The sequence below is a fragment of the Micromonospora sp. NPDC020750 genome, from assembly GCF_044334565.1.
Classification (GTDB): domain Bacteria; phylum Actinomycetota; class Actinomycetes; order Mycobacteriales; family Micromonosporaceae; genus Micromonospora.
This window is the reverse complement of record NZ_JBIRTH010000018.1, coordinates 26,203-47,115: the sequence shown is the minus strand read 5'-3', so window position 1 is coordinate 47,115 and position 20,913 is coordinate 26,203. Positions and strand designations below refer to the sequence as shown.

Annotated in this window: 36 protein-coding genes; 34 read left to right on the top strand and 2 right to left on the bottom strand. The window is 72.5% G+C overall.

Features of this window, described 5'->3' with window-relative positions; genetic code table 11:
• Window positions 1-113: 113 nt before the first annotated feature.
• Window positions 114-1,595: a tyrosine-type recombinase/integrase gene (locus ACH4T9_RS31395; protein ID WP_396675025.1), complete on the bottom strand. Its 1,482-nt coding sequence runs from the start codon at window positions 1,593-1,595 to the stop codon at window positions 114-116.
• 4 nt (window positions 1,596-1,599) lie between these two features.
• Window positions 1,600-2,115 carry a helix-turn-helix domain-containing protein gene (locus ACH4T9_RS31390; RefSeq protein ID WP_396686875.1) on the bottom strand — a complete coding sequence of 172 codons (516 nt, stop codon included), beginning with the start codon at window positions 2,113-2,115 and terminating at the stop codon, window positions 1,600-1,602.
• A 98-nt stretch (window positions 2,116-2,213) separates the two neighbouring features.
• Here ACH4T9_RS31390 and ACH4T9_RS31385 point away from each other — a divergent pair, with 98 nt between their 5' ends.
• From ACH4T9_RS31385 to ACH4T9_RS31220, 34 genes are all read left to right on the top strand, one after another.
• Window positions 2,214-2,450, top strand: a complete 237-nt coding sequence (locus tag ACH4T9_RS31385) for a helix-turn-helix domain-containing protein (protein WP_396675022.1) — start codon at window positions 2,214-2,216, stop codon at window positions 2,448-2,450.
• Window positions 2,451-2,522: 72 nt separating this feature from the next.
• The gene (locus tag ACH4T9_RS31380) at window positions 2,523-3,290 is read left to right on the top strand and encodes a hypothetical protein (RefSeq protein WP_396675020.1); all 768 of its coding nucleotides are present in this window, start codon (window positions 2,523-2,525) and stop codon (window positions 3,288-3,290) included.
• A complete protein-coding gene (locus tag ACH4T9_RS31375) occupies window positions 3,287-3,529 on the top strand; it encodes a hypothetical protein (RefSeq protein ID WP_396675019.1) in 243 nt (80 codons plus the stop codon). The genes ACH4T9_RS31380 and ACH4T9_RS31375 overlap by 4 nt, the downstream gene beginning before the upstream one ends.
• Entirely contained in the window at window positions 3,526-3,843 is a 318-nt protein-coding gene (locus ACH4T9_RS31370; RefSeq protein WP_396675017.1) for a hypothetical protein, read from the top strand. Before ACH4T9_RS31375 ends, ACH4T9_RS31370 begins: the two co-directional genes overlap by 4 nt.
• Complete coding sequence (locus ACH4T9_RS31365) at window positions 3,840-4,010, top strand: hypothetical protein (RefSeq protein ID WP_396675016.1); 171 nt, start codon at window positions 3,840-3,842, stop codon at window positions 4,008-4,010. Before ACH4T9_RS31370 ends, ACH4T9_RS31365 begins: the two co-directional genes overlap by 4 nt.
• A complete protein-coding gene (locus ACH4T9_RS31360) occupies window positions 4,007-4,195 on the top strand; it encodes a hypothetical protein (RefSeq protein WP_396675015.1) in 189 nt (62 codons plus the stop codon). Before ACH4T9_RS31365 ends, ACH4T9_RS31360 begins: the two co-directional genes overlap by 4 nt.
• Window positions 4,192-4,458, top strand: coding sequence for a WhiB family transcriptional regulator (locus ACH4T9_RS31355; protein ID WP_396675014.1), 267 nt, complete (start codon window positions 4,192-4,194; stop codon window positions 4,456-4,458). Before ACH4T9_RS31360 ends, ACH4T9_RS31355 begins: the two co-directional genes overlap by 4 nt.
• Window positions 4,455-5,495: a YqaJ viral recombinase family protein gene (locus ACH4T9_RS31350; protein WP_396675012.1), complete on the top strand. Its 1,041-nt coding sequence runs from the start codon at window positions 4,455-4,457 to the stop codon at window positions 5,493-5,495. Before ACH4T9_RS31355 ends, ACH4T9_RS31350 begins: the two co-directional genes overlap by 4 nt.
• A 5-nt stretch (window positions 5,496-5,500) precedes the next feature.
• Entirely contained in the window at window positions 5,501-6,016 is a 516-nt protein-coding gene (locus ACH4T9_RS31345; RefSeq protein ID WP_396675011.1) for a hypothetical protein, read from the top strand.
• Between the two features lie 14 nt (window positions 6,017-6,030).
• Complete coding sequence (locus ACH4T9_RS31340) at window positions 6,031-6,930, top strand: recombinase RecT (RefSeq protein ID WP_396675009.1); 900 nt, start codon at window positions 6,031-6,033, stop codon at window positions 6,928-6,930.
• Window positions 6,927-7,118: a hypothetical protein gene (locus ACH4T9_RS31335; protein WP_396675007.1), complete on the top strand. Its 192-nt coding sequence runs from the start codon at window positions 6,927-6,929 to the stop codon at window positions 7,116-7,118. Before ACH4T9_RS31340 ends, ACH4T9_RS31335 begins: the two co-directional genes overlap by 4 nt.
• Window positions 7,118-7,291 (top strand): hypothetical protein, encoded by a 174-nt coding sequence (locus tag ACH4T9_RS31330; RefSeq protein ID WP_396675005.1) that lies wholly within the window; start codon window positions 7,118-7,120, stop codon window positions 7,289-7,291. Before ACH4T9_RS31335 ends, ACH4T9_RS31330 begins: the two co-directional genes overlap by 1 nt.
• Window positions 7,291-7,644 (top strand): hypothetical protein, encoded by a 354-nt coding sequence (locus ACH4T9_RS31325; protein ID WP_396675004.1) that lies wholly within the window; start codon window positions 7,291-7,293, stop codon window positions 7,642-7,644. The genes ACH4T9_RS31330 and ACH4T9_RS31325 overlap by 1 nt, the downstream gene beginning before the upstream one ends.
• A 969-nt stretch (window positions 7,645-8,613) precedes the next feature.
• Window positions 8,614-8,826, top strand: a complete 213-nt coding sequence (locus tag ACH4T9_RS31320) for a hypothetical protein (RefSeq protein WP_396675002.1) — start codon at window positions 8,614-8,616, stop codon at window positions 8,824-8,826.
• Entirely contained in the window at window positions 8,823-9,260 is a 438-nt protein-coding gene (locus ACH4T9_RS31315; RefSeq protein WP_396675001.1) for a helix-turn-helix domain-containing protein, read from the top strand. Before ACH4T9_RS31320 ends, ACH4T9_RS31315 begins: the two co-directional genes overlap by 4 nt.
• Before the next feature lie 16 nt (window positions 9,261-9,276).
• The gene (locus ACH4T9_RS31310) at window positions 9,277-10,359 is read left to right on the top strand and encodes a hypothetical protein (protein WP_396674999.1); all 1,083 of its coding nucleotides are present in this window, start codon (window positions 9,277-9,279) and stop codon (window positions 10,357-10,359) included.
• Between the two features lie 3 nt (window positions 10,360-10,362).
• Window positions 10,363-10,584 carry a hypothetical protein gene (locus ACH4T9_RS31305; protein ID WP_396674998.1) on the top strand — a complete coding sequence of 74 codons (222 nt, stop codon included), beginning with the start codon at window positions 10,363-10,365 and terminating at the stop codon, window positions 10,582-10,584.
• A gap of 67 nt (window positions 10,585-10,651) precedes the next feature.
• Entirely contained in the window at window positions 10,652-10,864 is a 213-nt protein-coding gene (locus ACH4T9_RS31300; protein ID WP_396674997.1) for a hypothetical protein, read from the top strand.
• Window positions 10,865-10,873: 9 nt separating this feature from the next.
• Window positions 10,874-11,530: a hypothetical protein gene (locus tag ACH4T9_RS31295; protein ID WP_396674996.1), complete on the top strand. Its 657-nt coding sequence runs from the start codon at window positions 10,874-10,876 to the stop codon at window positions 11,528-11,530.
• Window positions 11,531-11,546: 16 nt separating this feature from the next.
• A complete protein-coding gene (locus ACH4T9_RS31290) occupies window positions 11,547-11,852 on the top strand; it encodes a hypothetical protein (RefSeq protein ID WP_396674994.1) in 306 nt (101 codons plus the stop codon).
• A gap of 62 nt (window positions 11,853-11,914) precedes the next feature.
• Complete coding sequence (locus ACH4T9_RS31285) at window positions 11,915-12,064, top strand: hypothetical protein (RefSeq protein WP_396674993.1); 150 nt, start codon at window positions 11,915-11,917, stop codon at window positions 12,062-12,064.
• A 109-nt stretch (window positions 12,065-12,173) separates the two neighbouring features.
• Window positions 12,174-13,157, top strand: coding sequence for a tyrosine-type recombinase/integrase (locus ACH4T9_RS31280; protein ID WP_396674991.1), 984 nt, complete (start codon window positions 12,174-12,176; stop codon window positions 13,155-13,157).
• Window positions 13,158-13,171: 14 nt separating this feature from the next.
• The gene (locus tag ACH4T9_RS31275; protein ID WP_396674990.1) at window positions 13,172-13,519 is read left to right on the top strand and encodes a DUF6221 family protein; all 348 of its coding nucleotides are present in this window, start codon (window positions 13,172-13,174) and stop codon (window positions 13,517-13,519) included.
• Window positions 13,516-13,719, top strand: coding sequence for a hypothetical protein (locus tag ACH4T9_RS31270; RefSeq protein WP_396674989.1), 204 nt, complete (start codon window positions 13,516-13,518; stop codon window positions 13,717-13,719). The genes ACH4T9_RS31275 and ACH4T9_RS31270 overlap by 4 nt, the downstream gene beginning before the upstream one ends.
• The gene (locus ACH4T9_RS31265; protein ID WP_396674987.1) at window positions 13,716-14,039 is read left to right on the top strand and encodes a hypothetical protein; all 324 of its coding nucleotides are present in this window, start codon (window positions 13,716-13,718) and stop codon (window positions 14,037-14,039) included. Before ACH4T9_RS31270 ends, ACH4T9_RS31265 begins: the two co-directional genes overlap by 4 nt.
• Before the next feature lie 566 nt (window positions 14,040-14,605).
• Window positions 14,606-14,896, top strand: coding sequence for a hypothetical protein (locus tag ACH4T9_RS31260; protein WP_396674986.1), 291 nt, complete (start codon window positions 14,606-14,608; stop codon window positions 14,894-14,896).
• Window positions 14,893-15,078 carry a hypothetical protein gene (locus ACH4T9_RS31255; protein WP_396674985.1) on the top strand — a complete coding sequence of 62 codons (186 nt, stop codon included), beginning with the start codon at window positions 14,893-14,895 and terminating at the stop codon, window positions 15,076-15,078. Before ACH4T9_RS31260 ends, ACH4T9_RS31255 begins: the two co-directional genes overlap by 4 nt.
• A 25-nt stretch (window positions 15,079-15,103) precedes the next feature.
• The gene (locus ACH4T9_RS31250; RefSeq protein WP_396674983.1) at window positions 15,104-15,376 is read left to right on the top strand and encodes a hypothetical protein; all 273 of its coding nucleotides are present in this window, start codon (window positions 15,104-15,106) and stop codon (window positions 15,374-15,376) included.
• A 162-nt stretch (window positions 15,377-15,538) separates the two neighbouring features.
• Window positions 15,539-16,012: a hypothetical protein gene (locus tag ACH4T9_RS31245; RefSeq protein WP_396674982.1), complete on the top strand. Its 474-nt coding sequence runs from the start codon at window positions 15,539-15,541 to the stop codon at window positions 16,010-16,012.
• Window positions 16,005-17,039: a hypothetical protein gene (locus tag ACH4T9_RS31240; RefSeq protein ID WP_396674981.1), complete on the top strand. Its 1,035-nt coding sequence runs from the start codon at window positions 16,005-16,007 to the stop codon at window positions 17,037-17,039. The genes ACH4T9_RS31245 and ACH4T9_RS31240 overlap by 8 nt, the downstream gene beginning before the upstream one ends.
• Window positions 17,036-17,617 (top strand): hypothetical protein, encoded by a 582-nt coding sequence (locus ACH4T9_RS31235; protein ID WP_396674980.1) that lies wholly within the window; start codon window positions 17,036-17,038, stop codon window positions 17,615-17,617. The genes ACH4T9_RS31240 and ACH4T9_RS31235 overlap by 4 nt, the downstream gene beginning before the upstream one ends.
• A gap of 14 nt (window positions 17,618-17,631) precedes the next feature.
• Window positions 17,632-19,047 (top strand): phage portal protein, encoded by a 1,416-nt coding sequence (locus tag ACH4T9_RS31230; protein ID WP_396674979.1) that lies wholly within the window; start codon window positions 17,632-17,634, stop codon window positions 19,045-19,047.
• Window positions 19,031-20,752, top strand: a complete 1,722-nt coding sequence (locus tag ACH4T9_RS31225) for an ADP-ribosyltransferase (protein WP_396674978.1) — start codon at window positions 19,031-19,033, stop codon at window positions 20,750-20,752. The genes ACH4T9_RS31230 and ACH4T9_RS31225 overlap by 17 nt, the downstream gene beginning before the upstream one ends.
• Complete coding sequence (locus tag ACH4T9_RS31220; protein WP_396674976.1) at window positions 20,749-20,883, top strand: hypothetical protein; 135 nt, start codon at window positions 20,749-20,751, stop codon at window positions 20,881-20,883. The genes ACH4T9_RS31225 and ACH4T9_RS31220 overlap by 4 nt, the downstream gene beginning before the upstream one ends.
• Window positions 20,884-20,913 lie beyond the last annotated feature (30 nt).

Here is a 20,913-nt window from a genome sequence, read left to right as displayed (position 1 = left end):
ACTCGTAATGCGTAGGTCGACGGTTCGATTCCGTCAGGCGGCTCGGGTAACCGAAAGGCCCCGTGACCAGGCTAAATGCCCAGGTCGCGGGGCCTTTTTCATTGCCCTGAAGATCAGCTCGCCCGACGCTCCGTTGCAGCATCCCGTTGCAGTAGGGCCGCGAGGTTGCCGTCCATGAGCGCGGACACCGCCCGGTCGACCGCCTCCCGCTTCGTCTTCTGCGCCACATCCACGTAGATCCGCGTGGTCGAAATCTGGGTGTGGCCGAGCATCTCCTGGACCACGCTGATGTCGGCGCCGGACGCCACCAGCATGGTCCCGGCGGTGTGCCGGGCCGCGTGAAGTTTCGCATCGGCCACCCCCGCCCGCCGGAGCAGTTCCTCCCACGCCCGGTGGTCCTGGCTCGCGTCGATCGGCCCGCCGGCGGGCGTGGCGAACACCAGGCCGGCCGAATCCCACTTCCCGCCGACCAGCTCCCGCAGCTGCTGCTGCCGCGCCCGGTGTTGTCGCAGCAGCTCGACCAGCACGGCCGGCAGCACCAGTGACCGCACGCTCTTCTCCGTCTTCAGGTCGACCTCGATCAGGCCGCCGCCGTGCCGCTGCGGGCAGTGTTGGGCGTGGCCGGCGCAGTCTGGCGGGCATGGCGGCGGACACGGGCGGACGTGCCGAGGGCACCCAGTCCCCTGCCGCCGAGATGGACACCGGTGCGCCTGCGGCCGACACGCAGTGGGGGTCTTGCAGCCGTGCTCCCACCGCCGCGGGCACGGCTTGCGGTGCCGCTCCGCTGCGCACGCCGCCGGGTCGTCGCAGCCGTGCTGCCATGTCCGCCGCTGGAGCTGCGTCTCCAGCTCCAGGTGCGGCTCCTCTGACGCTGGCGGGTCCAGGTGGACCCGGGACCACCGCAGCCCCAGCGTTTCGCCCTGGCGGGGCCCGAGCAGTAGCCCCAGCAGCCACCGGGCGGCGAGGTCGTCGTCTAGGGCGGCCTGGATCACGGCCTGCGTCTCAGCGAGGGTCAGCGCGGCGACCTTCTGCCCCCGGGCCCGGGGTGGGTCGATCAGCTCGCACACGTTTCGAGACGCCTTGCCGCGCCGTACGGCGTCGCGGAGCGCCTTGTGCAGCATCCGGTGGGTCTTGTGCACCGTGGACTCGGACAGGGTCACCGGGCCGCCCCTGGCCCGGCTGCCGCGCACGATCTTTGTCTCGCCCATCTTCCGGTACATCGTCTCCAGGTGCTCCGGCTCCAGGCGGCGCGCGTGCCCGTCGAGCTTCCAAGCGCCGATGTGCGGCACCACGTAGTTCACGATGAGGGACCGGTAGGCGGTGTACGTCCCCCACGCCCGGTTCGGCCGGATGACGTTCTCCAGCCAGTGCAGAAGCCACTGCTCCACAGTCTCGATTTTCTGAGGGACGCCGCCGCCGCGCTTACTACGCTCCAGCAGTTCATCGACCTTGCGTCCGACCTCGGCCGCCGTGCGGCCTTCGCGGTGGCGGCGGTCGAGCTGGCCGTTGTCCTTCAGCCCGAGGGTGACGTAGCAGTGCCACAGGCCGTCCGCCCCCTTGTAGATCTTTGGTCGGCGGTTCGGCTGGCGTGGCATGGGCTTATCCCCCCTTGGCGAGGTACCTCAGCGTGGCGCGGATCGCCGTCTTCTCCTCGGCGCTGACGCCGGGGTTGTTCAGCCGTCGCATGACCGCGCGTAGGTCGGGGTCGACGGACGGCTCGGGCTCGGGGGAGGGCGGGTTGCCGTCCCAGCCGAGGATCTGGGAGGCGACGGTCCGGGGGATGCCGAGGCCGTCGCAGAACTGGTGGACCTGGGTGCGCTGCGGGTCGCGGATCTCGGCCCGGCGCCATCGGTACATGGTCGAGCGGCCCAGCCCGGTGCGGGTCTCTACGTCCTCGATCGACATGCCGCGGTCTTTCACGGCCTCGTCGAGGGCGCGTTTGACGAACCGCGCGAACGCGATTGCGCGCGGGTCCTGGCTGGCACTGACTGGCACAAGCTGATCGTAAGTGCCGCTTGCGGGACTCTCGTGCCGAACGTGGTTCGGGTGCCGGGTTCGGCTCCGTGGAGGAGCGGCCAGCGGAGTCGTCGAACCCAGCACATCGATGAGAGACATGGGCACAGCGTAGGGCCTGGACGGTCATCGGACAGCAACCGAAAGTACGGCGAGTGCCGGGGTTGGCACTGGACGGCACCGCGTGTACCGTCAGTGCCATGCCTGGCAACGACAGTGCCGGAACCGGCACCCTGAACCGTCCGACGTCCCCGCGCCTCGCCTACCGCCTCCCGGCAGCCGGCCTGCTCCTCGACTGCTCCCGCCGCACGGTCAGCAACCTGATCGCCGCCGGAGAGCTCGAGGTCACCCTCGTCGGCACACAGCGGCGGGTCACCCACGAGTCGCTCGTCGCGTACCTCGAGCGCGGCAAGGAGAAGGCCCGCGCCGCCGCCTGACACAAGCGAGCCCCCACCGATGCCACGGCAGGGACTCAACACCCGGACCACACGCTCACACGAGGAGTCCAGATGCACCCGAACCCTATCCCGACCCCCGGCCTAACCGCCGTCACGACCACCGCCCGGGCGTTGCACGCCGCCGGCTGGCGGTACGACGCCACGTCGCCGATGGCCGACGACACCACCATCCGCACCCTGATCCACCCGTCCGGCCGGGAGATCCACGCCCGGACCGCCGACGGCGGCGAGATCACCGCGCTGACCATGACGGGGCTGACGCTGGCCCAGGCCGCCGGCGCGGTCACCGGCGCCGGTCTCGCCCCGGGCGCAACCCCCACGCCAAACCTGCTCGCCGCCGTCTCCGAGGTCATCGAGGCGTACGGGCTCGACTGGGAGTCCGGCGTCGACGTCGAGCTGGCCCAGGGCCGGGCGCACGCCGCGCTGATCGCCGCGTACGAGGCGGCCACCGGCGGGACCGCCGACGACGCCAGCCCGGCCGAGCCGACCGTCCGCGAGCGCCTGGCCGCCGAGCTGCGCAAGTTCGCCGACGCCATCGCCACCACTGACCTGCCGCTGCCCACGTGGCAGATGCGCCTCGGGGCCGTGCTGAAGTCCCGCGCCGACCTGGAGCGGTGGGCCGCCCACCTCGGCGAGTCGGTCGTCGTGAACAGCAACTGCATTCCGGTCGCCGAAGCGGTGATCCCGCTCGACGGGATGCCGCACGGCCCGGAACTCGTCGTCGCGCTCCAGTCCCCGCAGGAGCAGACCGAGCTGGAGGCGGCCCGCGCCCGGGTCGCCGAGCTGGAGGCGCGTCTCGCCACCGGCGGCACCCAGTGACCGGCCCGCTGCGGATGACCGCCGACATCGCCCCCGCCTGGCCGCTCACGGTCGCCGACCCGCTGTGCGGGCACGTGGACGGCGACGTGCACGACGACGAGTGCGACTACTGGCGGCTCGTCGCCGTGGGCGAGCTGCCCGGCCCGGACGCGTACCTGACCGCCGGGGTGCACACCCTGCCGACGCACCTGCCCGGCCTGGCCCCGCTGGTCGACCCGGCACTCAGGAGCGCGGCGTGAGCGCCCTGGAGGTCGGCCTCGTGGTCGCCCTGGCCGTCGCGGTCGCCGCCCTGATCATCGCGCTGGCCCTCGGCCACCTCGACGCCCTCGACGCCGACCAGCTCGCCGCCGACAGGGACCAGGCCACCGCCGACCGCGACGAGGCCATCCGCGAGGTCGAGCGGCTGACCGTCCAGGTCGATCACCAGCGGGCCCGGATCGAGGCCATGCGCGACGAGCTGGACGCACGGCAGGACCGCCGCCCCTCGCTGACCGACTGGTGGCAGGCGTACGTGGCCGAGCTGCCCCTGACCCACCCGGGAGACGCCCGATGACCACCTACCCCGAGCTGATCGCCCTGCGCCGCCCGCCGGCCGACCACTCGGGCCTGCCCACGGCCATCCTGCCCACCGCCATCCGCCCGGCCCCGGCCCCGGAGCCGGCGAGCGCGGTCCGCCCGGCCGGCTACGTCGGCCAGCACCGCCAGGGCGGCGCGCGGTGAGCCCCCGCCAGGTGATCGCCGCCATCACCCGCCGCCCCACCACCGACGAGCCCGACGACCTCGTCCAGTGGGTCGACGGACTCCGCACCACCGCGCCGGCCGGCGACCTGACCGCGCTCGCCACCACCGGCCCCATCGACACGTGCGCCGTCCGCGCCCTGACCGACACCGAGGAGCAGCCGTGAGCCTGCGACTGATCGCCGACGCCCGCCCCGAGTGGCAGGCCGAGGGCCTCTGCGCCGAGACCGACCCGGAGGCGTTCTTCCCCGAGAAGGGCGGCTCCCCCCGCCCGGCGAAGAAGGTCTGCTCCCGCTGTGACGTCCAGGCCGACTGCCTGGAGTGGGCGCTGACCACCCGCCAGCCCTACGGCATCTGGGGTGGCCGGACCGAGCCTGAGCGGCGCGCGATCCTGCGCCGCCGCGCCCGGGGTCAGGCGGTGGCGGCATGACGGCCGTGGAGCTGCTCCCCGCCGAGCTGGCCACCCCGGACAACCCGGACTGGCACAAGCTGCGCCGCGAGGGCGTCACCGCGTCGGAGATCGCCGCCGTCCTCGGCATCAGCCCGTGGGACAGCCCGTTCTCGCTGTACTGGCAGAAGGTCAACGACTGGCGCACCGAGGACAACGAGCAGATGACCACCGGCCGCCGCGTCGAGCCCGTGGTCGCCGACTGGTGGCTCGACACCCACGACCCGCACGAGAACCTCGTCGGCACCCGGGCCGGCCTGTACGCCCACCCCGACCGGCCGTGGCAGCGCGCCACCCCCGACCGGCTGATCAAGATGGCCTGCCCGGACTGCGACGGGGCGGGCACGTACGCCTCGCCCGGTGGGCGCCTGACGTTCGAGTGCCCCGACTGCGAGGGCAAGGCCGGACCTGCGGTCTCCGTCCTGGAGTGCAAGTGGACCGGGTCGTGGGACGGCTGGGGCGAGCCCGGCACCGACGACATCCCCGTCTACTACCGCGCCCAGGTGCTCTGGCAGATCGACGTCCTCGGCGTCGACGAAGGGCACCTCGCCGTACTCGGCCCGGGCGGGTTCCGGGCGTACGGGCCGATCCGCCGCGACGAGCAGGACCTGGCGGTGATGCGGGAGGCCGGCCGGCGGTTCGTCGACCGGCTCGACGCCGGGGACCCGCCGGACGTCGACGAGCACGCGGCGACCCTCGCCACCGTCAAGCGACTCCACCCGGACCTGGTCGACGCCGAGCAGGAGATCAGCCCGGCCACCGCCGCCGGCTACCGGCGGGCCCGCGCCCTCAAGGCCGCCGCGGCCCGGCTGTGTGACCGGTTCGAGGCGCGGCTGCGCGTGGAGCTGGGCTCGAACCGGGTGGCCGTGCACGACGGCGCGAAGGTCGCCACCCGCTCGATCTTCGACGTGGCCCGCCTGGACACGACCCGGCTGCGCGCCGAGCAGCCCGAGGTGGCCGCCGCGTACGCCACCACCTCCACCACCGACCGACTCACTCCCGCCCGCGCCAAGAAGTAGGAGCCATGGGACTCGACATCACCGCGTACAGCCACCTCAAGCACGTCGGCAAGCACACCGACGGCTGGTGCGAGGACAACGACCACGTCCAGGCATTCGCCTACGACTGCTTCCCGGCCTCATTCCGGGGCATCCCCGTTCTCGGCACCGAGCAGCACAGCGGCACCGGCCTCATGGTCGGCGGCTGCCACGAGTTCACCGCCGAGACCGAGCGGCACGGCTTCCGGGCCGGCTCGTACGGGGGCTACAACGCCTGGCGCTCCGATCTCCAGGCGAAGTTCAACCCCGAGCTCCACTCGGACAGCCCGTTCTACGAGCTGATCTTCTTCGCCGACAACGAGGGCTGCATCGGCCCGGACGCCGCCCGCGACTTGCTCGCCGACTTCGAGCAGCACGCCGCCGAGTACGGCGCCTCCCGCCCGGGCGGCCCGCTGTCCAGGGAGTACGAGCTCCAGCGCTACGCCGACTGGACCCGTGCCTTCCGCCTCGCCGCCGACGGCGGCCTCGTCCGCTTCCACTGATCGGAGCCACCACCATGACGCAGACCATCAGCCAGGCCGTCGCCACCCGCGACACCAGCCCCACCGGCCTGATCAAGCAGTACAGCGAGAGTTTCGCCCAGGTTCTCCCGTCGCACGTCAAGGCCGCCACCTGGGTCCGCCTCGCCCAGGGCGCGTTGAAGAAGGGCAAGCGCGCCGACGACGGGCGTTTCGAGCTGGAGGCCGCCGCTGCCAACAACCCGGGGATCTTCCTGGCCGCACTGCTCGACGCCGCCCGGCAGGGCCTGGAGCCCGGCACCGAGCAGTACTACCTGACCCCCCGGAAGGTGAAGGGTCGGCTGGAAATCCTCGGGATCACCGGCTACCAGGGACACATCGAGCTGATGTACCGGGCCGGCGCGGTCGCCGCCGTCGTCGCCGAGGTCGTGCGAGAGAACGACGAGTACCGCTACCAGCGGGGTATCGACGAGGTGCCGGTCCACCGGTACAAGCCGTTCGCCCGCGACGCCGACCGCGGCCGGCTCGTCGGCGTCTACGCCTACGCCCGGATGAAGGACGGCGCGGTGTCCCGGGTCGTCGAGCTGAACCGCGACGACATCGACCGCATCAAGGCCAGCTCGCAGGGCGCAAACAGCGAGTACAGCCCGTGGCAGAAGCACGAGGCCGCGATGTGGCTCAAGAGCGGCGTGCGGCAGCTCCAGAAGTGGGTGCCCACCTCCGCCGAGTTCCGCCGCGAGCAGCTGCGCGCCGCAGCCGAGGCGCACCGGGTCGCGACGGCCCCGGACGCCCCGGAGGGCACGGCCACCGCGCAGGGCGACGTTCTGGAGGGCGAGGTGCTCGACGCGGCGCCGGCCGAGCCGACGGGCCCGGACGCGGCCGGCGGGTACGGCGAGCAGGACTGGCCGGAGATGGCGCAGCCGGGCGGCGAGCGGTGACCCGCCGCGACCCGGGTGCCGCCAGCGGCACGGTGGCCGTCGAGCCCGGCCGGTGCGGCTGCGGGCACCTGGAGCCGCTGCACAGCATCGGCACCCGCGGTCGCGGCACCTGCTCCGCCAGTACCTGCTCCTGCCGCCAGTACACCCCCGGGGCCGGCACCACGCCGGCCCCGGCCGGGGGCGTGTGATGGCCCGCCAGCTCGCCCCGCACCTCTACCAGGCCGACACCGAGGTGCCCGCCGACCACACCGGCGACCAGCCCTGCACCTGCCACCTGCCCCGCCGGCACGCACGTCACACCCTGCCCGACGCGCCCCCCGGGCAGGCCGAGCACCGCCGCCGCATCGGAGACGAGGACTGATGACCACCTACACCTACCGGGCCGTCTGGCCCATCACCGACCCGGACCGCACCCGCTCCGCGCTCATCGCCGAGGCGTCCGCCGGCCTGGACGCGATGGCCCGCACCGACGGCGCCCGCCTCACCGGCCAGCCGGCCTGGACGGTCGCCGGGGACCGGCTGCTGTGCGAGGCCCCCGCGGTGCCCCTGCCCGACGAGGCGGTGGACACCACCGACCTGGCCGACCGGAACGTCGTGGTGCTCCGGCTGGCCGGGCTGCGGTGGAGCGACCGGCAGATCGCCGCCACGACGGGGGTGCCCCGGTCGACGGTGCGCGACATCCTCGCCCGCGACCGCCAGCCGGCCGCTGCCTGACCGGGCGGGCCGGGCCCCACTTCCCCGGGGCCCGACCCGCCACCCGAGACCTGATCCGCACGACAGAGCAGGAGCTGCCCCCGTGGGTGCACGCCTCGTCTCCCTGGTCCTCGCCAGGTGGACCCACGTCTCAGACCGCGCCTTCCGGGTGCTGGTCAAGATGGCGCACACCTCCTTGGACGACGCCAGCGAGAAGACCCCGGCGGCCACGTACTTCGGCGGCCGTGACGCCCTGGCCGATGTCCTTCGGAACGAAGGCGGTAGCACGCAGACCCGCTACCGGGTCGTCAAGCGCCTCCTGGCAGAACTGATTGACGAGAAGGCCATCGAGCGCACCCAGGCGGGCCGCGTCGGACAGAACGCGGTCTACACGCTGACTCTCGCTGGCTCTCGAAAGATCGATGAACCCCTTATGGGTAGCGCTCCGAAGCGGCCAGCTCAGGGGGGCCGCAAGAGCCCCCCTCAGGGGGGTCCACAGAGCCCCCCTGAGGGGGGCTCTGACGCGACATCGAGGGGGGCCCAGGAAGCCCCCTCTAGGAACCACGACGAACCAGGGGAGGAACCAGGGGAGGAAGTAAGGCGCGAGCTACTCCCGATCGTCCCGGCCGTAGGCACCACTGGGGGCCACGCTGCCCCCCAGACCCCCTTGCGCCCCGGCGGCCCTTCGGGCCACCGGATCTCACCGGCAAGCGAAACCTTCGTCGAGGAACAGCAACCACCTCAAGATCCGACCGCTACTTACGACCGCGCGCGCGAAGCCGACCCGCCCCCGGCTCTCCGCCTCGTCCCCGGCAACCCTGACGCGACTCCCACCGAGGACCGAGCCAGCCTCTTCCCGGCCGCCGTACCCGGCCCGCCCAGAAGCCCGCTGCGCCGACCCGACCGCGCCGCCCAGGCCATCGCCGAGGCGACCGCCCGCCGGCAGGCCGCCATCGCCGCCCACCGGGCCGCCCGAGAGGCAGCCGGCGAATGACCGCCCCGTACCGGCACCTGACCCCCGGCATGCGCCGCGCCAGAGCCTCCGCACAAGCCGCCATCGCCCGCGCCCAAGCCCACGTCCCCCCACCGCCCCCGCCGCCCCCTGAGGACGCCGACGAAGCCCTCGGACGGCAGTACCCGTACGTCGACCACGCCCGCGCCAGAGCCATCCGCCACGAGATCGAGGAGGACCGCCGCCCATGAGCCGCCGCGCCGACACCGCACGCAGCCACCCCACCCGCCAACACCTCGGCCAGCAGATCCGCAACCGCCGCAACGCACTCGGCCTCACCCAACGCGAAGCCGCCGCCATGATCGGCATCAGCCAGTGCTCCGTCACCTACATCGAGCTGGCCAGCCGTGACGTCCTCACCAGCAGCCTCATCGACCTCGCCGCCGTCGTCGACCGGCACCTGGCCGTCGCCGCCGAGCACCACCTGCCGCTGCTCGACCTCACCGAGGTCGAGATCGAGTCGCTGGCCACCGCCGCCAGCTCCTGGCTCCAGCTCGGCAACGACCCGACGTTGCGGGCCGCCCTCGCCAAGCTCGCGCCCGCCGCTCTGGACGGTGACACCTACCCCGCCGACTACGACCTCGCCGAGTGCCAGCCCGGCGACCCCACCGCCCAGCCCGCCTGACCCGGAAGGACCCGCCATGACCATCAACGCCGCCCGCACCGCCGGCATCTGGGCGCCGGAGCCGACTCGCCCCGTGCCCACCACCGCCGACCGGCTCGCCGAGGCCGCCCGGAACACCAGCCCCACCCGGGCCCTCGACCTCGAGGCCGAACGCGACGACCTCCGCATCCAGCTCCACCGCGAGCAGGCCGAGACCTGCAACATGGTCCGCGACCGCGACGAGGTGATCCGCGAGCGGGACCAGGCCCGCGAGACCGCCGAGTACCGCTACGGCCTCCTCGTCACCGCCGCCGCCGAACGCGACGAGGCCCGCGGCACCATCACCGCCGCGTGGGCCGCACTCAACGCCGCCGGCCTCCAGTCGCCCACCGACTCCGTCGCCGACCTGATCGCCCGGCTCGCCGCCCAGCGGGACCACGCCCGAGCCGCGCTGGAGCAGGCCCAGCGCCAGGCCCTCACCGAAGCCAGCGACCTGCTCTGGGCGTGGGCCGAGGAAACGGGCGACGTCGGCGGCACCGGCCTACGCGCCGCCCGCAAGCGCACCATCAAGGCCTGCGCCCGGAAGATTGCTCCCGAGCCGACTGACGACGAGATGCGCGCCGCGCTGGCCGAGCTGCTCGCCGGCATGGCGGACCGCGCGAAAGCCGCCGCGCTGCCGTCCCCCGGTTCCGCCCAGGACCGCGCGCAGGGCGGACAGCCGGCCGGGTACGACGTCGTCGTCACCCGCCTCCACACCGACGGCCTCGGCGCGCTCAGGCCCGGCGATGTGGTCGTCTCGGCGGTGGTCGACGCCACGACGGCCGCTGAGGCCCTCACCCAGACGCTCCGCCTCGTCGCCCCGGACCGCGAGCTGGAGTTGCCTGCTTGGGTGCTGGACCTCGTCCAAGGCCTCGCCGACTACGAGGACGAGCACCCGCCGCTCTACCGCCGTATGGGCGAGTCGCAGTACGGGCGGTGGGTGTGCCCCGGGGCGCTGCTGGACCTGGTGCCGTCGCACGTGCGTGCGCAGATCGCCGCCGAGGCCGCCCAGCACCAGGCCGCCGTGCCCGCCGACCGGTGCCCGGCCAACCAGCCGGCCAACGTCGCGCGGGAGGGCTGACCGGTGGAACGCCCATCGCTGGTCACCATCGGCCCCGTCACTGGCCTGACCGCCATCGCCGACGAGCTGATGATGCACCTCGGCTACTACCCGACCGAGCACCCCGACATCGCCCACGAGCTCCGGGTCGCGCTGGAGGACGAGTCCCTCGACCTCGGCCGGCAGATGCTCGCCGAGCACGGCCTCCCGGTGCGCGACTCGGTCGGCCTCGGAACGCCCGCGTGATCCGCCGCCTGGCCGTCCCCGCCGCCACCGCACTGGTGGCGGGGATGACCGCCACCCGGAGGGCGCGGTGATCGGCCTCCTCACCTCCGACCAGGTCGCCACCATCGCCGGCATCGGCCGCACCCACGTCTTCCGCTGGACGGCCCGCCGCGGCATCAGCCACATCCGGATCCCCGGCGACCCCCGCCTCTACTACCCGGCCAGCCCCGTCCACACCGCCGCCGCGTACCCGGCCGCCCTGCGCCTCGCCCGCTTCATCCGCAACCCGCTCAACCACTGAGGACTGCCCGTGACGCCGTTCCACCACCACGCCAGGACTGCCCTGCACTCCGTCAGGGCGGCCCAGGCCCGGCTCGCCCAGCTCGCCCGCGCCGAGACCCGCCAGGCCACCGACGAGCTCCTCGCCGCCGCCCCCGCGCTCCGCTCACCGAGCTACGGCACCCGGCACTCCAGCGGCGACCACGGCGACCCCACCGGCGTCCTCGTGCTCGACACCCGGCCCACCCGGGACACCACCTGGGCCGAACTGGACCACCGCCTCACCGGCAAGCTCGGCTGGCTCGCCGACATGATCCGGGCCACCCCCGGCCCCGACCCGTGGTGGCGGATCCACGACGCGCTGCCCCGGCTCCAGCCCGGCACCGCCCGGATCGTCTGGCAGCACCTGGTCGACGAAGACACGTGGGTGCGCGCCGCCGTCGGACTCGCCCCCGCCCGGCAGCCCCTGCCCGGAGTCCCGTGCCCGCAGTGCGGGGAGCGGCAACTCGTCGTGCAGACCGCCGGGCCGGTCGAGGCCTGGACCGTCGTATGCGCCACCGGCCGGCTGTGCGTCGGCCAAGGCTGCCCGTGCGGGATGCCCGGCGCCGTCGAGGGTGTGCAGCACATCTGGCCCCGGGACGCCGTCCTCGGTGCGGTCGCGGGGGCCGCACCCAACCCGAGCAACTGACCCGAGAGGACCGACCATGAGCGACTCCATCGACCCCACCACCGCCCGCCAAGCCCTCGCCCTCACCCTGCCGAACAACGACGCGGAGGCTGCCACCATCCGCGACTACCTGATCGAGCTGCTCGCCAAGGTGTGGGAGGACGGCGAGTGCTTCAACGGCAAGAGGCCGTTCGGCAACTCCGGGTGGGAGTACGACCTGTACCCGCCGCTGATCGCCGCCGGACTGGTGCCCGGACGGGTGGGCGCGGACGGCAACGTCGAGGACATCGACGACAGGGGTGCGTCGAGCCTGATCGCCGCAGCCATCCGTGAGCTTCGCTGACCGCCCCGGCCCGGGGTGCGACCGTGCGCCCCGGGCCACCCGGACCGAGAGGAGAGACCGAGATGACCCGTGCCGAGCTGATCGCCGCAGCAACCGAGATCCACAACCGCGACGGATGCGGCTGCGACCCGAAGTACCTGACGTCCTGCCCCCGGATGGCCGCCGCGATCCTCCAGGCGGGCCAGCAGCCGACTCAGGCAGGCACCCGATAACTGTCATTAAACAGTGAGATCAACAGGGATTCGCACCCCTTCCAGCAACCACCCGACCGGCCACCAGCACCGCCACCGGATAGATCCACTACACGAACAGGACCCGGCCATGACCGACCTTGTGCCCGTCACCACCACCCACGACCGACTCACCGACCTGGTCGCCGCGTTCCTCCGCGCCTGCGGATCACCGCACACCGCCCGCAGCTACGGCTACGGCGTCACCTCCTGGCTCGACTGGTGCGCCCACCACCGCGTAGACCCGCTCAACGCCGTCCCCGCCCACGGGCAACTCTGGGCCACCGAACTACGCGACCGCGGCTACAGCGACGGCACCCGCGCCAACCGGCTCTCCGCCGTCCGGTCCTGGTACGAGTGGCTCGACGAGCAGGACGTCGCGTTCCGGAAGAACCCCGCGAAGTTCAAGGTCGGTCGGCCCCAGGCCAACCCGGTGCCCACCCCCGCGCTGGCCGCCGAGCAGGTCGTCGCGCTCCTCGACGCCGCCGACGCCGACACCCCACGCACCGCCGCCATCGTTTGGACCCTCGCGACCACCGGCCTGCGCATCGCCGAGCTCCTCGGCGCCGACATCGAGGACCTCGGCCAGGACCAGGGCCACACCGTCCTGCACGTCATGGGCAAGGGCCGCAAACGCCGCTCCGTGCCGCTCATCCCCACCACCCACCAGCGCATCACCACCTACCTGGCCACCCGCGGCGACGTCGACCGGCTGCCCGCGCTCGCCGCCGGCGCCCGCCCCCGCCGGGCCTTGCTCGTCACCGACACCGGCGGGCGCGTCGACCCCCGCAACCTGCGCCGGCAGCTCGTCCGCCTCGCCACCACCGCCGGGCTGCCCGAGCCGCTCATCGCCCGCATGGGTCCCCATGTCCTGCGCGCCACGTTCGTCACCCTCAACCTCGCCGCCGGCAAGGACCTGCGGGTCGTCCAGTACGCCGTCGGGCACGCCACCCCCACCACCACCGAGGGCTACGACCGGTCCCACCTGGCCCCCGACAGCCACCCCGCCTACTCGCTGATGGGCGTCCTCGCCGCCGCCCGGGCCCGCCGCACCACCGAACCGCTCGACCAGTGAGGGAGAATCGGACCGTGAACGACCTGGTGACCTGGCTGCGCGCCCAGCTCGACGACGAGGAGGCGACCGCCCGGGAACTGCTCTACAGGGCGCAGCAAACCAGCCTGACGCTGAAGGACCCGAAGCTTCTCGGCAGGTACATCCCCGACTGGCACGACTGGCCGGACGTGGAGACGATGTGCCGCCAGCGCATCGCCGAACTGGCCGCCAGCGGGCGGCTGCTCAAGCAGTTCGAGCTGCGCGGCAACTCCGTTCGGGCGACGGTGCAGCCGTCCACCGGCGGCGTCTGGGACGACCTGCTGCGCATGCTCGCCCTGCCTTACGCCGACCGGCCCGGCTACCGATCGGAGTGGAAGCCATGATGTCGTCCCAGGACCTGCCCGACAGGATCGGCGGCCAGCACCTCGGCGTCACCGGCGAGGAGTTGGCCGAGCACAACAAGACCACCCTCAAGCAGCTTGCCTGCGAGCATCCCGACCGGGTCAACACCCGCACTCTCGGCGATGCCACCGACACCTGGCACTGCCCGGCCTGCGGCGCGAACTGGCGAGACGCACCGTGATCCGCTGCGCGCACTGCGGGTCCGCACTCGACGCCACCGGCCGCTGCCCCGGCGACGCGCCCCTGCTCGACCCCCACCGCGACGGACGCAAGTACGGCACCGCCGCCCAGCTCGTGCACCGGCTCGGCAGCGACGTCACCACCGATATGATCCACAACTGGCGGAAACGCGACGGACTGGAGCGCTACCGCATCGGCCGTGAGGTCTACTCGCCCCTCGACCAGGCGGCCACCATCGAGCGGGACAAAAGGCTCCAGACCGAGGAGACCGGGCGCGGCCGGCGGCGTCGACTTGACGTCACCCCGGTCCTGGCAGCATGATCGGTTTGACCACCTGACGAACAGGTGGTCTATGCCCACAGCCCGGTAGAGCGCTCAGCGCCTCCGGGCTGCTGCGTGTCCGGGACGGGGCACACGGGGCGGGGACGCGGGCAGGCCTTGGCGGTGAGGCCTGCCCGCACCCACCACCAGCACGGCAACCGGAGGCGACCATGCCCCGCGCGCTCAAGGTCTGCTCACGCCCAGGCTGCCCCAACCTCACACCAAGCGGCCGATGCGGCACGCACACACGCGAGGCAGACCAGGCGCGAGGCAGCAGCAGCCAGCGCGGCTACGGCCCAACCTGGGCCCGACGCCGCACCGACTACCTGCGAGACCACCCCCGGTGCCGGCTCTGCCCCGCCCGGGCCACCGTCGCCGACCACCACCCGGTCAGCCGCCGCGACCTCGTCGCCCAGGGCGTCACCGACCCCGACGCCGACCACCGGCTCCGCCCGCTGTGCGCCTCATGCCACGGTCGGGAGACCGCCACACATCAGCCCGGGGGGTGGAACGCACGATGACCATGGACGAACCCCCCATGCACGGCAACCGAGGATGGAGACGACATGCTCGGCGAGTTCGCGGCCGTCCAGTGGAACGGCCGCAATCACACTCGGGTCGCGGAGTTCCTGAACGCCGGCCCCGCATTCGGCAGCGACAACGCGGGTGGCTTCTGGGCCGACATCGCTACCCCCGAAGGGTTGGTGCGCGCTGACCTCGGCGACTGGATCATCGAGGACAGCCGGGGGCAGCACCGCACCTGCAAGCCCGACGTCTTCGAGGCTGCCTGGCTCGCCCTCATCGCCATGCTGCACGTTCACCCAACTCGGCACGCACTCGGGATGCCAGAGCGGTGACCAGCGATGACGCTCGCCGGCTCGCCGGCTTCCTCGCCGCCATCACCGAGGCCACCGCCAAGCACGGCGTCGAGATCGGCGCGTACGGACCGGCCGACATGCGCATTGACGAGGACACCGTCATGCAGATTCGTTGGGACGCCGAGCGCAGCCAGTACGACGCCTCGCCGCAGACGGCATGACCAGCCCCGGAAGGCGGACCGCACGATGAGCCGCACCCTTGAGCAGGTTGCTGCCGACGACGCGCTCACCGCCGCCATCGAGCAGGCCCTCGCCGCGTACTCCGACGGCCAAGCCTGGGTGCTCACCGAGTACGTGGTGCTCACCGCACAGCACCGCTTCGCCGACGACGGCGACAGCCTCACCGCCGTCGGCACTCTCTACCGAGACGGCGACGTGCCACTGCACCGCGCCCTCGGCCTCGTGGGCTACGCAGAGACCCGCATGCGCAAACTCATTGCCGAGGACGACGGCGACTGACTCACTCTGCGTGACCAGGGGTGGGGGGTGACCCCAAAGACCCGCAGGTCACGGGACCGCCGGGGAGGTGAGCCTTGGGTCCGGCGGGTTCAAAACTACCGGCAGTCACGCAAGGTGATCGCCGCCCGATGTCGCGCAAGGCGGCGGAGGAGTTGATCGACGATGGGAAGCGGAGGGGCGCGGGCGCGGTCTGGTCCGGCACCTGATCCGAACGCGCTGCGGCGGGAGCGGGATCAGGGCGAGTGGACGATCCTCCCGGCATCCGGTCGGGCTGGTGACCCGCCGCGGTGGCCGCTGGCCGGGCAGTCCGACCGGGAGGTCGAGCTGTGGGCGCTGCTCTGGTCGAAGCCGCAGGCGCTGATGTGGGAACGGCTCGGGCAGGAGTTGGAGGTGGCGCTGCATGTGCGCAACCTGGCCTTGGTGGAGATGCCGGGGGCGCCGGTGAATCTGGGCACGCTGGTCCGCCAGCAGCAGGACTCGCTGGGGTTGACGACTCCGGGGCTGCGGTCGAACCGGTGGCGGATTCCGGGTGATGAGGTGGCGCAGCGCCGCGGCGAGCGGCCGGCAGTCGCAGCACCGACGCGGAAGTCGTCGCGCGACCGGTTGCGCAGCATCGACGGCGGGAAGGGTGCGTGAGCACCAGCCGCTGCTGGTCGCCTTGGACTGGATCCCGCAGCACTGCGTGATCCCGGACAAGTTCCGGCGTGGCCAACCGTTTGACCTGTACGACTACCAGCTGGAGTACTTGAGCGCCTTCTACCTGGTGAAGGCCACGACCCGTTGGGTGCCTGCCGACCCGATCCTGGGGCCGGCGTTCGTGTACCGCCGTGGCCTGCTGGTTGACCCACAGAAGAAGGGCAAGAGCCCGCTGTCAGCGGCGCACATCTGCCTGGAGGGTGTCGGTCCGGCGCTGTTCGGCGGCTGGGCCGGCAAGGACGACGGGTATGCCTGCGTGGACCACGGGTGCGGGTGCGGGTGGGAGTACCCGTACCAGCCGGGCGAGCCGATGGGCATGACGTGGCCGACGCCGTTGATCCAGATCACGGCGCTGTCGGAGGAACAGACGGAGAACGTCTACGACGCGCTGCGGCCGATGATCGAACTGGGCCCGCTGTCGGATGTGATTCCGAAGACCGGTGAGGAGTTCATTCGCCTCCCGGGCGGCGGTCGGATCGACACGGTGACCAGCTCTGCGCAGTCCCGGCTCGGTCAGCGGGTGACGTTCGTGCCGCAGGACGAGGTCGGGCTGTGGACGAAGTCCAACCGGATGGCGAAGGTCGCCGACACCCAGTACCGGGGCCTGGCCGGCATGGGCGGCCGGGCGTCGCTGACGACGAATGCGTGGGACCCGGCGGAGCAGTCGGTGGGCCAGCAGCAGTTCGAGTCGCAGGCAACGGACGTGTACCGCCAGTTCCGGCAGCCGCCGACGAACCTGTCGTACCGCAACAAGGTGGAGCGGCGCCGCATCCACCGGTTCGTGTACGGGGAGACGTTGCGGGAGAACGGTGGGCACATCGACCTGGACTCGATCGAGGCCGAGGCGGCGGACATGTTGGAGCGCGACCCGGCACAGGCGGAACGGTTCTTCGGCAACCGGCTGGTGTACGGGCAGGGGTCGTGGCTGCGTGAGGGACTGTGGGAGTCGCGGCAGGTGGCGGCGTGAAGGTCCGCGCTTGCCTGGGTTTCGACGGCAGCCTGAACAACGACTGGACGGCGATCCGGGCCGAGACGCTCGACGGTTTCCAGTTCACGCCTCGGTACGGCCCGGATCGGCGGCCGACGTTCTGGGATCCGGTGCAGTGGGGCGGTGAGATTCCGCGTGGCGAGGTACGGGCGGCTGTCGCCGAGTTGTTCACCGAGTACGACATCGAACGGTCGTACTGGGATCCGGAGGACTGGGACTCCGAGATCGACGAGTTCGCGCTGAGGTACGGCGAGCGTCGGGTGGTCGTGTGGCGGACGAACCGGGTCACGCAGATGTACGAGGCGATCCGCCGCATGGAGACGGATCTGATCACGGGTGCGACTACCCACGACGGGTGTAAGACCACCGCGCTGCATGTGGCGAACGCCCGGAAGGTCGCGAAGCCGGGGCAGAAGTACGTACTGGGTAAACCGGCCGAGCACCAGAAGATCGACCTGGCGATGGCGTCTGTGCTCGCCCATGAGGCTGCTGCTGACGCCCGCGCTGCTGGCTGGTCTGCGCAGGAGCCCGACCGCACCGTGCTGGTCTTCCGATAGGCGAGGAGGGGTTCGTGGCTCTGACCGATGACGAGCGTCGACTCCTTAACCGCCTGCAGATCAAGGTGGGACGCACGCAGCGCCGCAACCGGGTGCTGGAGGCGTACTACGAGGGCGAGCAGCGCGTCGAGCAGTTGGGGCTGGCGATCCCGCCGGAGCTGCGCCGGTTCCTGACGATCGCTGCCTGGCCGGGAACGTACGCCGATGAGATCGCGGCCCGGACCACCCTGGAGGGGTTCGAGCTCCCAGACGCCACCGAGGCCGACGAGGAGCTCTGGCGGATCTGGCAGGCGAACGGGCTGGACTCCGAGTCGAAGTTGGGCCAGCTCGACGCGATCGTGCGGGGCGGCAGCTTCGTGGTGGTCGGCGCCGGTGACGCGGAGACTCCGGATGCTCCGTCGCCTGAGGGCGGCGACGACGATCGGGAGCGTTCGGCGGAGATCCCGCTGATCACGGTGGAGTCGTCCGACGAGATGGCCGTCGAGTTGTCCCCGCGGACCCGCCAGCCGATCGCCGCGGCGAAGTTCTACACCGACGAGGACGGCGTTGTGCAGGCGACGCTCTACCTGCCGAATGTGACGGTCTGGCTGGAGCGGCGGAACGCAGCCTGGGTGGAAGTGGACCGCGACGAGCACAACCTGGGCGTCGTGCCGGTGGTGCCCCTGGTGCGGGGTGCTCGCCTGTCGAAGCGCGACGGGCGGTCGATCTTCACCCGCATCACCGGTTTGACGGACGCCGCGGCGAGGGCGCTGACGAACGGGCAGGTCGCGACGGAGGCACTTGCGGTTCCGCAGCGGTGGGCGGCCGGCCTGTCACCGGAGGACTTCCGGGACCCGAAGACGGGTGAGACGCTGCCGACGTGGGAGGCGTACTTCGGCGCGCTGTGGGCGTCGAAGAACCCGGACGCGAAGTTCGGGGCCTTCTCCGCCGCTGACCTGGCGAACTTCGACACGATCGTCAGCCTGTACGCGAAGCTCGTGTCGGGCGTGTCTGGCCTGCCGATGCGCTACCTCGGCCAGGCCACGACGAACCCGCCGAGCGCCGAGGGCATCCTGGCCGACGAGTCCCGGGTCATCAAGCAGGTCGAGGACTACCAGACCGCCTTGGAGGCGGCCTGGGAACGCGTTATGAAGATCGCGGTCCGGATCCGGGACGGCCGGTGGGATCCGCGGATGGAGCAGCTGGAGACGCAGTGGCGGTCGGCGGCGACTCCGACCCGGGCGCAGGCCGCCGACGCTGCGGTAAAGCTCGTGCAGCAGAAGATCATCCCCCGCGAGGCGGCCTGGGTTGACCTCGGCTACTCGGCGGCGCGACGCAAGAAGCTCGCCGAGCTGTTCGCGGCTGAGGAGGCGCGAGATCCTATGGCGGAGATCGCGCGGGGTCTGGCGGGTGCTGACCGGCCGGTGGTGGCTGGTGTCGACGCCGGTTGACCTGGCCGACGACCACGCCAGGTATCGGCGGCGCCTGGCGGTGGCCGCTGCTGGCGAGGCGGGCCGGTTGTGGCGGCTGGTGGATCCGGCCCGGATCGGCGAGTCATGGCTCGGGTCGCTTGCCCGGCTGCTGGTGCTGCTGACCGGGGCGCAGCAGGCGGTGGCGGCTCGGGCGGACGGCTACCTCGACGAGGTGCTCGACGCCCAGGGCTTGGCGTCGGACGGGGCCGGCCGGGTGTCGGCGCAGGCGCTGGCCGGTGTCGCCTCGGATGGCCGGGATCTGGCGGATCTGCTGTACCGGCCGGTGGTCAGCGCGCTGGTGGGCATCAAGCAGGGCGCGACGGTCGAGCGGGCGATGGCCGGTGGTGCGGCGACCCTGGACATGATCGTGCGGACGCAGGTCGCGGACGCGGGTCGGGTCGCGGACCAGGTGGCGATGGTGGCCCGGCCGGGTGTGGACGGGTACGTGCGGATGCTGGTCGGCCGGTCGTGCTCGAGGTGCGTGATCCTGGCGGGCCGCCGGTACCGCTGGAACGCCGGCTTCGACCGGCACCCGCGCTGCGACTGCGTGCACGTGCCGGCGGCCGAGGACACCGCCGACGAGATCCGCACCGACCCGCGCGCGTACTTCGACTCGCTGAGCCGTGAGGAGCAGGATCGGGCGTTCACGATCGCCGGCGCGGAGGCGATCCGGCTGGGCGCGGACCTGGGCCAGGTCGTCAACGCCCGCCGGGGCGCTCGTGGGCTGCTGACGGCCGGGGCGCGGGTGACGGGCGACGAGGCCCGGATGCTGCGCGGCGGCCGGGACCGTGGCCGCCTGGAGGCGGTGGACGTGTACGGCCGCCAGCTGTACGTGACCAGCGAGGGCGTGACGGTGCGGGGCGCGGCCGGCAAGCAGCTCGGCGCTGCGGTGACCGGGGTGAAGACGCCGGGCAGCAGGTACCGCTCGGCGAAGACGCCGCGGCTGATGCCGGAGAGCATCCTCCAGATCGCCGGTAACGACCGTGCTGAGGCGGTCCGCCTGTTGACGAGGTTCGGCTACATCGCCGATCGGCCCAGGGCGGCCCCGACGGCGCGCCGAGCCCCGGTCCCGGCTCGACCGGCCGCAGCGCCGACGCACGCCGAGCGGTGGGCGGCGGGCGCAACCGGTGAGGACGCCCTGGACGCGGTGCCGGCTGGTCTGGCGCGGCGGGCGGAACGCGGGGACGTGACCCTCACCCGGGCGCAGCGGGATGCGCTGCGGGAGTACGAGAGCAGCTACTACGCGGCCATCAACGGGCAGCTCCGCTCCGGCGAGGTCAACCCGCGAGTGGGGCGGATCGTGGACCGGCTCGACGCGGGCATGGCGGCGTCACGGGCCCGCCGGGACCTGGCGGTGTGGCGGGGCCTTGCGGATGGCAGCCGGCTGTTCGGTGACCGGCTCGATGGTGATCTGACCGGGACGGAGTGGCGCGAGGACGCCTACCTCTCGACCAGCGCGGAGGAGCGGGTTGCCAGCTCGTTCACGTACGCCGGCACCGGCGGTCATCCCGTGGTGATGCGGCTGGTGGCACCGGCCGGGGTGGGCGCGATGCACGTCTCGGGGACGTTCGGGTTCGGGCAGGCTGAGGTGCTGCTGGAGCGGGGCCTGCGCCTTCGGGTGGTGCGGGACCGGGGTGTGTCCCCGGCCGGGTACCGGCTGCTGGATGTGGAGGTGCTGCGGTGACCAACCCTGACGAGCGGGACCGGGTGCGGGACCGGATGGACGGCGACTACGAGCCGCCGGTGCTGGCCGAGCCGGACGCTGACCGGCCGGTGCCGGCGTGGGACCCGCCGGAGGACGACGAGCCGGCCTGATGACTTCCCGGCGGCGCAAGGCTGCCGGGC

Excerpts from the sequence above, each read along its gene's own strand:
- ACH4T9_RS31395 (WP_396675025.1), bottom strand. The coding sequence starts at position 1,595 with ATGCCACGCCAGCCGAACCGCCGACCAAAGATCTACAAGGGGGCGGAC.
- ACH4T9_RS31390 (WP_396686875.1), bottom strand. The coding sequence starts at position 2,115 with ATGTCTCTCATCGATGTGCTGGGTTCGACGACTCCGCTGGCCGCTCCT.
- ACH4T9_RS31385 (WP_396675022.1), top strand. The coding sequence starts at position 2,214 with ATGCCTGGCAACGACAGTGCCGGAACCGGCACCCTGAACCGTCCGACG.
- ACH4T9_RS31380 (WP_396675020.1), top strand. The coding sequence starts at position 2,523 with ATGCACCCGAACCCTATCCCGACCCCCGGCCTAACCGCCGTCACGACC.
- ACH4T9_RS31365 (WP_396675016.1), top strand. The coding sequence starts at position 3,840 with ATGACCACCTACCCCGAGCTGATCGCCCTGCGCCGCCCGCCGGCCGAC.
- ACH4T9_RS31350 (WP_396675012.1), top strand. The coding sequence starts at position 4,455 with ATGACGGCCGTGGAGCTGCTCCCCGCCGAGCTGGCCACCCCGGACAAC.
- ACH4T9_RS31345 (WP_396675011.1), top strand. The coding sequence starts at position 5,501 with ATGGGACTCGACATCACCGCGTACAGCCACCTCAAGCACGTCGGCAAG.
- ACH4T9_RS31340 (WP_396675009.1), top strand. The coding sequence starts at position 6,031 with ATGACGCAGACCATCAGCCAGGCCGTCGCCACCCGCGACACCAGCCCC.
- ACH4T9_RS31330 (WP_396675005.1), top strand. The coding sequence starts at position 7,118 with ATGGCCCGCCAGCTCGCCCCGCACCTCTACCAGGCCGACACCGAGGTG.
- ACH4T9_RS31325 (WP_396675004.1), top strand. The coding sequence starts at position 7,291 with ATGACCACCTACACCTACCGGGCCGTCTGGCCCATCACCGACCCGGAC.
- ACH4T9_RS31320 (WP_396675002.1), top strand. The coding sequence starts at position 8,614 with ATGACCGCCCCGTACCGGCACCTGACCCCCGGCATGCGCCGCGCCAGA.
- ACH4T9_RS31315 (WP_396675001.1), top strand. The coding sequence starts at position 8,823 with ATGAGCCGCCGCGCCGACACCGCACGCAGCCACCCCACCCGCCAACAC.
- ACH4T9_RS31310 (WP_396674999.1), top strand. The coding sequence starts at position 9,277 with ATGACCATCAACGCCGCCCGCACCGCCGGCATCTGGGCGCCGGAGCCG.
- ACH4T9_RS31290 (WP_396674994.1), top strand. The coding sequence starts at position 11,547 with ATGAGCGACTCCATCGACCCCACCACCGCCCGCCAAGCCCTCGCCCTC.
- ACH4T9_RS31285 (WP_396674993.1), top strand. The coding sequence starts at position 11,915 with ATGACCCGTGCCGAGCTGATCGCCGCAGCAACCGAGATCCACAACCGC.
- ACH4T9_RS31280 (WP_396674991.1), top strand. The coding sequence starts at position 12,174 with ATGACCGACCTTGTGCCCGTCACCACCACCCACGACCGACTCACCGAC.
- ACH4T9_RS31270 (WP_396674989.1), top strand. The coding sequence starts at position 13,516 with ATGATGTCGTCCCAGGACCTGCCCGACAGGATCGGCGGCCAGCACCTC.
- ACH4T9_RS31260 (WP_396674986.1), top strand. The coding sequence starts at position 14,606 with ATGCTCGGCGAGTTCGCGGCCGTCCAGTGGAACGGCCGCAATCACACT.
- ACH4T9_RS31250 (WP_396674983.1), top strand. The coding sequence starts at position 15,104 with ATGAGCCGCACCCTTGAGCAGGTTGCTGCCGACGACGCGCTCACCGCC.
- ACH4T9_RS31245 (WP_396674982.1), top strand. The coding sequence starts at position 15,539 with ATGGGAAGCGGAGGGGCGCGGGCGCGGTCTGGTCCGGCACCTGATCCG.